The 9,274-nt window shown below is 71.6% G+C and carries 7 protein-coding genes; 3 read left to right on the top strand and 4 right to left on the bottom strand.

Features of this window, described 5'->3' with window-relative positions:
* Positions 1-109: 109 nt before the first annotated feature.
* The 4 genes from ACFP3V_RS18990 to ACFP3V_RS18975 form a co-directional block, all read right to left on the bottom strand.
* On the bottom strand, positions 110-1,633 hold the full coding sequence (locus ACFP3V_RS18990) for a CoA-acylating methylmalonate-semialdehyde dehydrogenase (protein ID WP_380584963.1): 1,524 nt from the start codon (positions 1,631-1,633) through the stop codon (positions 110-112).
* Between the two features lie 98 nt (positions 1,634-1,731).
* A complete protein-coding gene (locus tag ACFP3V_RS18985) occupies positions 1,732-2,199 on the bottom strand; it encodes a hypothetical protein (RefSeq protein WP_380584961.1) in 468 nt (155 codons plus the stop codon).
* 316 nt (positions 2,200-2,515) lie between these two features.
* Positions 2,516-3,916, bottom strand: coding sequence for an NAD(P)/FAD-dependent oxidoreductase (locus ACFP3V_RS18980; RefSeq protein WP_380584959.1), 1,401 nt, complete (start codon positions 3,914-3,916; stop codon positions 2,516-2,518).
* 34 nt (positions 3,917-3,950) lie between these two features.
* The gene (locus ACFP3V_RS18975; RefSeq protein WP_380584957.1) at positions 3,951-5,450 is read right to left on the bottom strand and encodes a gamma-aminobutyraldehyde dehydrogenase; all 1,500 of its coding nucleotides are present in this window, start codon (positions 5,448-5,450) and stop codon (positions 3,951-3,953) included.
* 218 nt (positions 5,451-5,668) lie between these two features.
* Here ACFP3V_RS18975 and ACFP3V_RS18970 point away from each other — a divergent pair, with 218 nt between their 5' ends.
* The 3 genes from ACFP3V_RS18970 to ACFP3V_RS18960 all read left to right on the top strand — a co-directional run bounded on the left by ACFP3V_RS18970 (position 5,669) and on the right by ACFP3V_RS18960 (position 9,232).
* Positions 5,669-7,327 carry a PucR family transcriptional regulator gene (locus tag ACFP3V_RS18970; RefSeq protein WP_380584955.1) on the top strand — a complete coding sequence of 553 codons (1,659 nt, stop codon included), beginning with the start codon at positions 5,669-5,671 and terminating at the stop codon, positions 7,325-7,327.
* A 96-nt stretch (positions 7,328-7,423) separates the two neighbouring features.
* Entirely contained in the window at positions 7,424-8,785 is a 1,362-nt protein-coding gene (locus tag ACFP3V_RS18965; RefSeq protein ID WP_380584953.1) for a transaminase, read from the top strand.
* Positions 8,786-8,791: 6 nt separating this feature from the next.
* On the top strand, positions 8,792-9,232 hold the full coding sequence (locus tag ACFP3V_RS18960) for an Lrp/AsnC family transcriptional regulator (protein ID WP_380584951.1): 441 nt from the start codon (positions 8,792-8,794) through the stop codon (positions 9,230-9,232).
* Positions 9,233-9,274 lie beyond the last annotated feature (42 nt).

The raw sequence follows: 9,274 nt of genomic DNA, 5'->3' as shown, positions 1-9,274 counted from the left end.
GCTCAGCCGCTCAGCGGGCAACTCGAAGAACGTTACGTGACGGAACAGCCGGAGTCAAACGTGACCCGCGTCACGCCCGTTCCGGACGGACCCCTCAGGACTTGGTGCCTCAGGAGTTGGTCGGGAAGCCCAGGTTGATCCCGCCGTGGCTCGGGTCGAGCCAGCGGGAGGTCACGACCTTGCCCCGGGTGAAGAAGTGCACCGCGTCCGGGCCGTAGGCGTGGGTGTCGCCGAAGAGCGACGCCTTCCAGCCGCCGAAGGAGTAGTACGCGACCGGCACGGGGATCGGCACGTTGACGCCGACCATGCCGACCTCGACCTCGTTCTGGAAGCGCCGGGCCGCGCCGCCGTCGTTGGTGAAGATCGCGACACCGTTGCCGTAGGGGTTGGCGTTGATGAGCTCCAGGCCCTCCTCGTAGGAGGAGACGCGCACCACCGACAGCACCGGGCCGAAGATCTCGTCGTTGTAGACGGACATGCCGGGCTTCACGTGGTCGAACAGGGTCGGGCCGAGCCAGAAGCCGTCCGTCGTCTCCTGGCCGTTGGCGTCCTGCTCCGCGATCGCGTGCTTGCGGCCGTCGACCGCGAGCTCGGCGCCGTCCGCGAGGCCCGACTCCAGGTAGGAGGTCACCTTGTCCCGGTGGACGCCGGTGACCAGCGGGCCCATGTCGGAGTCGCCGTTGCAGCCCGGGCCCACCTTGAGGCCGGCCATGCGCTGCTTGATCTTCTCGACCAGCTCGTCGCCGATCGGGTCGACCGCGACCAGCACCGAGATGGCCATGCAGCGCTCGCCGGCCGCGCCGAAGCCGGCGTTGATCGCGGCGTCCGCGGCCAGGTCCAGGTCGGAGTCGGGCAGCACGAGCATGTGGTTCTTCGCGCCGCCGAGGGCCTGGACACGCTTGCCGTAGCGGGTGCCGTTCTCGTAGACGTAGCGGGCGATCGGGGTGGACCCGACGAAGGAGACCGACTTGATGTCCGGGTGCTCCAGCAGACGGTCGACCGCGACCTTGTCGCCGTGCACGACGTTGAAGACGCCGTCCGGCAGGCCGGCCTCCTTCCACAGCTCGGCAAGGAAGTTGGCGGCGGAGGGGTCCTTCTCGGACGGCTTGACGACGACCGAGTTGCCCGCCGCGATCGCGACCGGGAAGAACCACATCGGCACCATCGCCGGGAAGTTGAACGGCGAGATGATCGCTACCGGGCCCAGCGGCTGGCGGATCGAGTAGACGTCGATGCCGGTGGAGGCCTGCTCGCTGAAGCCGCCCTTGAGCAGCTGCGGGATGCCGCAGGCGTACTCCACGACCTCCAGTCCGCGGGCGATCTCGCCGAGCGCGTCCGCGTGCACCTTGCCGTGCTCGGAGACGATGATCGCGGCGAGCTCGTCCTTGCGCCGGTTGAGCAGCTCGCGGAAGTTGAACAGCACCGTGGTGCGCTTGGCGATCGAGGCGTGCCGCCAGCCGGCGAACGCCTCGACGGCCGTGGCGACCGCCTGGTCGACCTCGGCCACCGTGGCGAAGTCCACCTGGCCGGTGACCTTTCCGGTGGCCGGGTCGTAGATGTCACCGCGGCGCGGGGCGCTCCCGGCGGTGGGCACGGACGCGCCGCCGATCCAGTGGGTGATGTGCTTGCTCAACGTCTGCCTCCGAGTTCAGCGGGTTCCGCTTGCAACATTCTGTTTCCGTGGCCACCACCCCCTCAATCGGCAGGTTGTCGGCAGATCACGGGTTCGCCTTACAGGCCGTCACCCGCCTGCAGCTGGGCGAGCCGCGCGGCGGCTTCGTGCAGGGCGAGTTCGACGGCGGCCGGGTCGTTGAGGCGGCCGGTGCCGTCCGGTGCCACCAGCCAGCGCAGTCCGCGGCTGCCCCTCGTGGGGTGCGGGACGGCCAGCCAGGCCCCCTGACCTGCGGTGCGGACGCCGGTGCCGACCCAGCGGGCCGCGGTGCCGGTGGGCACGAAGAATCCGTAGCGGTGGTCACCGAAGTCGGCCAGGACCGGGCCGGGTTCGGGGACCAGGCCCAGCAGCACGTCGACCGCGAGGCGGCCCAGCTCCCCGTTGACCACCAGCACGTCCCAGAGCCGGCCGGCCGGCAGCAGCGCGACGCCGAGGGCGCTGCGCTCCCACTCCCACCTGCAGGCCTCCGGATCGGGCGCGGCAGCCGCCAGCCAGCCGACGGCGCCGAGCGCCTCCCTCTCTCCCATGACACTCGCCCTCCACATCCCCGTGTGGCCGCCGGGCGGGTTACCCGGCGGTCACCTGGAGAGAGCGTGCGGCCGCGCCGCTCTTACAGCGGTGCGGCCACCAAGCTTGGGCACACGGGAAGCCCGCGGTGGTGAGAAGGCGCGAACCGGGTGCGAAACCAGCGCCCGCGCGCTAATGGCGCGGAGGGCCTTTAGCGCGCGGGGAACCGCGCGAGCAACGCACCGCCCACGGAGGTCCGACTCCACCTGCGGGACGAACCTGCGTGGGCGGTGGGCTGGTCGCGCCGTTCCTCGCGCCCCTGGCGGGGGGCTGACGTCAGCTGTCGAAGCCGAGGCCGACGGCATCCATGGCCTTGAGCCACAGATTGCGCTTGCCGCCGTTGTGGTCCGCCCGGTCCAGCGAACGCTTCGTCAGTTCGATGCCCAGCCACTTCACCGGCTCGGGCGGGAACGGCAGCGGCTTGCTGCGGACCATCTTCAGCTCTGTCCGCTCGGTCCGGTCTCCCGCGAGGAGGTCGAGCATCACGCCCGCGCCGAAGCGGGTCGCGCCGACGCCCAGCCCGGTGTAGCCGAGGGCGTAGGCGACCTTCCCCTTGTGCGCGGTGCCGAAGAAGGCGGAGAAGCGCGAGCAGGTGTCGATCGCACCGCCCCAGGCGTGGCTGAAGCGCAGGCCCTCCAACTGCGGGAAGGCGGTGAAGAAGTGGCCGGCCAGCTTCTGGTAGGTCTCCGGGCGGTGGTCGTACTCGCTGCGGACCTTGCTGCCGTAGTGGTAGACGGCGTCGTAGCCGCCCCACAGGATCCGGTTGTCCGCGGAGAGCCGGAAGTAGTGGAACTGGTTGTTGCAGTCCCCCAGGCCCTGGCGGTTCTGCCAGCCCACCGACGCGAGTTGAGCGTCCGTCAGCGGCTCGGTCATCAGCGCGTAGTCGTAGACCGGGGCCAGGTACGGGCGGACGCGCCTGACCAGGTTGGGGAAGATGTTGGTGGCCAGCGCGACCTGCCGGGCGAACACCCGGCCGTAGGGGGTGCGCACCGACATGCCCGCGCCGGAGTCGGCCAACTCCGTTGCGGGGGTGTGCTCGTGGATGCGGACGCCCAGCTGGGCGCAGGCACGCTTGAGGCCCCAGGCGAGCTTCGCCGGGTGCACCATGGCGACGCCGTCGCGGTCCCAGAGGGCGGCCTGGAAGGTGGGGGAGTTCACCTGCGCCCGGGTGGCCTCCGCGTCGAGGAACTCGGCGTCGATGCCGAACTCCCGCATCTGCTCGGCGCCTTCGCGCAGTTCCTGGATCTGGTGCGGCTGCGTGGCCACGTCCAGTTCTCCGCTGCGCTCCCATTCGCAGTCGATGCCGTAGCGCTTCACAGCGTCCTCGATGGCCTGCAGGTTCTCGCCGCCGAGGCGTTCCAGGGTGCGCAGTTCGTCGGGCCAGCGCTGCAGCCCGTTGAAGAAGCCGTGGGTCAGGCTGGAGGCGCAGAAGCCGCCGTTGCGGCCGGAGGCGGCCCAGCCGGCTTCCTGAGCCTCCAGCAGGACGACGTCACGGCCGGGGTCGCGCTCCTTGGCGAGGAGCGCGGTCCACAGGCCGGAGTAGCCGCCGCCGACCACGAGCAGATCGCATTCGGTGTCCCCGACCAGGGCCGGGAGGGGCTCCGGCCGGCCGGGGTCGGCCAGCCAGAAGGAGGTGTACTGGACGTCGGCGAGCGAATGGGCTGAGGCCGCATCCATAAGTTCTCACTCTTCCGTGTGATCGATGGTCGAACTACCGGTCACCGAAGACGGTCCGGTGCCAGTCTTTCCTTGCGATCGCGGTGATGTCCTGCATGACGTGCTTGACCTGGGTGTACTCGTCCAGCGAGTACTGCGACATGTCCTTGCCGTAGCCCGAGGCCTTGTAACCGCCGTGCGGCATCTCGCTGATGATGGGGATGTGGTCGTTGACCCAGACGCAGCCCGCCTGGATCTCGCGGGTGGCGCGCAGGGCGCGGTAGGTGTTGGTGGTCCAGGCCGAGGCGGCTAGGCCGTAGGGGGTGTCGTTGGCGAGCCGCAGCCCCTCCTCGTCGCTGTCGAAGGGCAGCACGACGAGTACGGGGCCGAAGATCTCCTGCTGCACGACCTCGGCGTCCTGGCCGACGCCGGTGATCAGGGTCGGGCGGTAGTAGGCGCCCAGCGTGAGGTCGGTGCCGTCGTGGCCCTTCTCGGGCGCGAAGCCCCCGGCCGCGATGGTGGCGCCGTAGCTCCGGGCGCGCTCGACGAAGCCGGCCACCGAGTCGCGCTGGCGCAGCGAGACCAGCGGGCCGAGGTCCGTCTGCGGGTTCATCGGGTCGCCGAGGCGCACGGCGTCGAAGAGTTCCGCGACTCCGGCCACGAAGGCGTCGTAGAGCGGCCGTTGGACGTAGGCGCGGGTGGCCGCGGTGCAGTCCTGGCCGGTGTTGATCAGGGAACCGGCCGCAGCGCCGTGGATCGCGGCCTCCAGGTCGGCGTCGTCGAAGACCACGAAGGGGGCCTTGCCGCCGAGCTCCAGGTGCGTGCGCTTGACGGTCTGCACCGCCAGCTCGGCGACCCGCTTGCCGACTCCGGTGGAGCCGGTGAAGGAGACCATGCGCACGGTCGGGTGGGAGACCAGGTGCTCGCCGGCGGTGCGCCCCCGGCCGGTGACGACGTTGACGACGCCGGCGGGGATGCCCGCGTCGGTGCAGGCCTCGGCGAACATCAGGGAGGTGAGCGGGGTGAGTTCGGCCGGCTTGAGCACGATCGTGTTCCCGGCGGCGATCGCCGGGAGGATCTTCCATGCGGCCATCTGCAGCGGGTAGTTCCACGGCGCGATGCTGCCGACGACGCCCACGGGCTCGCGGCGGATGGAGGAGGTGTGGTTCCCGGACCACTCACCGGTCGCGCGGCCTTCGAGGTTGCGTGCGGCCCCCGCGAAGAACGCGGTGTTGTCGATGGTCCCGGGTACGTCGAACTCGGTGGTGAGCTTGATCGGCTTGCCGGTCTGCCTGCTCTCGGTGCGGGCGAAGTCCTCGGCGCGCTCGGCCAGGACGGCGGCCAGCCGGTTCAGCGCGTCGGAACGGGCACCAGGGGTGGCGCCGGCCCACTCGGGCAGGGCACGCTCGGCGGCGGCCACGGCTGCGTCGACGTCCTCGGTCCCGGCGAGGTCGACGGTACGCACCAGGCTGCCGTCGGCCGGGTTCGTGACGTCGAAGCTCTCGCCCGAGGTGCCTGCCCGGAACTCGCCGTCGATGTACTGGGCACCGGACATCTGTATCTCCTCCAACGGAGAGCTCGTGTGCTCTGCGGTCGCCTGCCTGTCCAGCGACGATGCCGTGACCTGCAGGCACGGGGCAAGCGACAGGCCGGAAAGCGAGTCGTTACGGCCGTTACACCTTGCAAAGCGGGTCGCCCATGACAGCTCGTTGCCTGGTCGGGGGTTCCTCCTGACACTATGGAGGCATCCCCACGAGCCCGGAGGCTGCCCGCATGTTTCCCACCGTCTCCCGCGTCCTGGACCTGGAGGTCGTCAGCCGGGGCCTGCCCGAGGTGGTGGCCGGCAAGGAGCACCTGGAGAACCCGGTCCGCTGGGTCCACGTCAGCGAGCTGCCGGACGTGGCGGGCATGCTGCAGGGCGGCGAGCTGATCCTCAGCACCGGCATCGCCCTCCCCGAGCACCGCGAGGGCCTGGCGCGCTACGTGCAGGAACTGGCCGAGGTGGGGGCGGCCGGGCTGGTGATCGAGTTCGGTCGGCGTTACTTCGACTCCCTCCCGCGCGCCCTGGTCCACGCCGCCGAGCAGCGCGGGCTGCCGCTGATCGTGCTCCGCCGGGAGCTGCGCTTCGTCGCGGTGACCGAGGCGGTGCACGCACTCGTGGTCAACGCCCAGCTGGAGGAGCTGCGTTCGTCGGAGGAGATCCACCAGACCTTCAACGAGCTGGCGGTGGAGGGGGCCGAGCCGGTCGAGGTGGTGCGCGAGGTGGCGCGGATGGCCGGTGCGCCGGTGGTGCTGGAGAACCTCTCGCACCAGGTGCTGGCCTACGACACCGCGGGCCAGAACGCCCAAGTGGTGCTGGCCGGCTGGGAGTCCCGTTCGCGCCAGGTCCGCCCCGGCGGCCGGACCGGGCACGACCCGCGCAGCGGCTGGCTGGTCACCGCGGTCGGCGCGCGCGGCCAGGACTGGGGCCGGCTGGTGCTGATCGGCGCGCCCGGCTCGGCGCGCGAGGGCGCGGAGCCCAGCCAGGTGTCGGGGCGTCACACCATGCTGCTGGAGCGGGCGGCCGCCACCCTGGCGCTGAACCGGCTGATGGTCCGCGACCGGGAGAGCCTGGAGCGGCAGACCCACCGCACGCTGCTGTCCGGCATCCTCACCCACGCGCTCACGGTCTCGGACGTGGCCCTGCGCGCGGCCGCGCTCGGGGTGCCGCTGGAGGGCAGGCGGCTGGTCGGCGTCGTGCTGCGGCAGCGCCGCGGCCCGCTCCCCGCGGCGCTGGAGGCCCAGGCGCGGCTGCGGGACTTCACCGAAACGGCGGCGGCCGCCGTCCGCGAGCGCCGGCTGACCGCACTGGTCGGCGCGCTGGACGAGGACGCCGTCGGCCTGCTGGTCTCCCTCGGGCCGCGCGACGAGGAGCACGCGGCCCTCGACGGCTTCGCCGCCGCGCTGCGCCGCCTGGCCGCCGAGCACGGCGAGGACGCCGAGCCGGTGGTCGCCGTCGGCTCCTCGGTGGGTTCGGTCCGCGACGCCCGGCGCACGCTGCTGGAGGCCACCCAGGTCGCGGACGCGGCCCTGCACGACGCCCCGGGGGACGCCGGGCGCGCCTCCTACTACCGCCTGCCGGACGTCCGGCTGCGCGGCCTGCTGCACCTGCTGCGGGAGGACGCGCGCCTGCAGACCTATGTGGAGCGGGAGTTGGGGCCGCTGCTCAGCTACGACGCGGAGCACGGCACCCAGTTGATCCAGATGCTCCGGGTCTACCTGGAGCAGGGCCGCAACAAGTCCGCCGCCGCGGACGCCGCCCACCTGTCCCGGCCCTCCTTCTACGACCGGCTTCACAAGGTCGAGCGGGTGCTCGGGGTGGACCTGGACCAGGTGGAGTCCTGTCTCTCGCTGCATGTCGCGCTGCTCGCCCTGGACGCCGTCCGGCGATAGATCCACGTGGACGGACGCTCGATTCGAGCGTCCATCCTTGCCGATGCACGTGAATCGACTGTACGGTCGCTGCATCAGCCGTACAGGAGGTCCCCCATGCCCGCATCCGTCGACCGCGAGCGCCTCGCCGCGCTGCTCGCCCGCGAGACCGCCGAGAGCGCCGCGCGCAACCCCCGCTCCCAGGCCGCCTACCAGCGTGCCGAGCACCTCTTCGGCCGGGTGCCGATGACGTGGATGAACAAGAGCGCGGGCGCCTTCCCGCTCTACCTCGACGGCGCCCGCGGCGCCCGGGTCAGCGACATCGACGGACACGAGTACGTCGACTTCTGCCTCGGCGACACCGGCGCCATGGCCGGCCACTCCCCCGAGGTCGTGGCCGAGGCGGTCGAGCAGCGCTACCGCGCCAAGGGCGGCGCGACGGCCATGCTGCCGACCGAGGACGCCGAGTGGGTCGGCGCCGAGCTCACCCGCCGTTTCGGCCTGCCCCGCTGGTCCTTCTCGCTCACCGCGACGGACGCCAACCGCTGGGCCATCCGCCTGGCCCGGGCGGTGACGGGCCGTCAGAAGATCCTGGTGAACAGCTACAGCTACCACGGCAGCGTGGACGAGTCCCTGATCGTCGTCGGGCCGGACGGAAACGGGGCGACGCGCCCGGGCAACGTGGGCGCCCCCTGCGACGTGACGCTCACCAGCCGGGTCGCGGAATTCAACGACCTGGAGGGGCTGGAACGCGAACTGGCTTACGGCGACGTGGCCGCCGTGCTCATGGAGCCCGCGCTCACCAACATCGGCATCGTGCTCCCGGAGCCCGGCTACCTGGACGGCGTGCGCGAACTGACGCGCCGTCACGGCACCCTGCTCATCAACGACGAGACGCACACCTTCTCCGCCGGCCCCGGCGGCGCCACCGGCTTCTACGGCCTCAGCCCGGACATCCTCACCATCGGCAAGGCCATCGGCGGCGGCATCCCCGCCGGCGGCTACGGCCTCTCCGCCGAGCTGGCCGACCGGCTGCTCGGCCGCAGCGACCTCGACCTCGTCGACATGGGCGGCGTCGGCGGCACCCTGGCGGGGAACGCCCTCTCGGTGGCGGCGATGCGGGCCACGCTGGAGCACGTGCTGACGGACGAGGCCTTCGCCCGGATGTGTGCGCTGTCCGAGCGCTTCGAAGCGGGCGTCGCCGCCGGCATCGCCAAGCACGACCTGCCCTGGTCCGTCTCCCGGCTGGGGGCACGGAGCGAGTACCGCTTCGCGAACCCCGCGCCGCGCAACGGCACCGAGTCCGCGGCGAGCGCCGACGCGGAACTCGAGGACTTCCTGCACCTCTTCATGTCGAACCGGGGCATCCTGATGACCCCGTTCCACAACATGGCCCTGATGTGCCCGGCCACCACCGAGGCGGACGTGGACACCCACACCGAGCTGTTCGCCCAGGCGCTCGACGAACTGGCAGGCTAGTCACCCGTGGACGACATCGACCGGGCCATCCTGCGCGAACTCCAGACGGACGGGCGGGTGCCCTACGCCGAGCTGGGCCCCAAGGTGGGCCTCTCCCCCTCCGCGGCGCGGCAGCGCCTGCAGCGCCTGATCGACAGCAAGGTGGTCCAGGTCGTCGGGGTCACCGATCCCATGGCCATGGGCAGCCAGGCGATGGCCCTGCTCGGCATCCGCGTGGCGGGCGACGCCCGCGCGGTGGCGGACGCCCTGGGCACCCGTGAGGAGGTCGTCTACTCGGTGCTGACGTCCGGAGGCTTCGACCTGTTCGCGGAGGTGGTCTGCCACACGCCCAGGGAACTGCTGGATTTCATCAACGACGTCGTCCGCCCGATCGAGGGTGTCGCCGAGGTCCAGAACTTCCCCTACTTCGGCATCCACACCCACCGCTTCCTCTGGGACCTCGGCTAGCCCGCCCCGCCAGGGGCCGCAGGCCCCGCCAGGGGCCGCAGG

The sequence above is a fragment of the Streptacidiphilus monticola genome (assembly GCF_042658505.1).
In the GTDB taxonomy this organism is placed as follows: Bacteria; Actinomycetota; Actinomycetes; order Streptomycetales; family Streptomycetaceae; genus Streptacidiphilus; species Streptacidiphilus monticola.
The sequence above is the reverse complement of the archived record's forward strand: the minus strand, read 5'-3'. Positions and strand labels throughout refer to the sequence as shown.

What these genes read in the sequence shown, in the direction of transcription:
- ACFP3V_RS18985 (WP_380584961.1), bottom strand. Translation starts at nt 2,199, where the DNA reads ATGGGAGAGAGGGAGGCGCTCGGCGCCGTCGGCTGGCTGGCGGCTGCC.
- ACFP3V_RS18980 (WP_380584959.1), bottom strand. Translation starts at nt 3,916, where the DNA reads ATGGATGCGGCCTCAGCCCATTCGCTCGCCGACGTCCAGTACACCTCC.
- ACFP3V_RS18975 (WP_380584957.1), bottom strand. Translation starts at nt 5,450, where the DNA reads ATGTCCGGTGCCCAGTACATCGACGGCGAGTTCCGGGCAGGCACCTCG.
- ACFP3V_RS18970 (WP_380584955.1), top strand. Translation starts at nt 5,669, where the DNA reads ATGTTTCCCACCGTCTCCCGCGTCCTGGACCTGGAGGTCGTCAGCCGG.
- ACFP3V_RS18965 (WP_380584953.1), top strand. Translation starts at nt 7,424, where the DNA reads ATGCCCGCATCCGTCGACCGCGAGCGCCTCGCCGCGCTGCTCGCCCGC.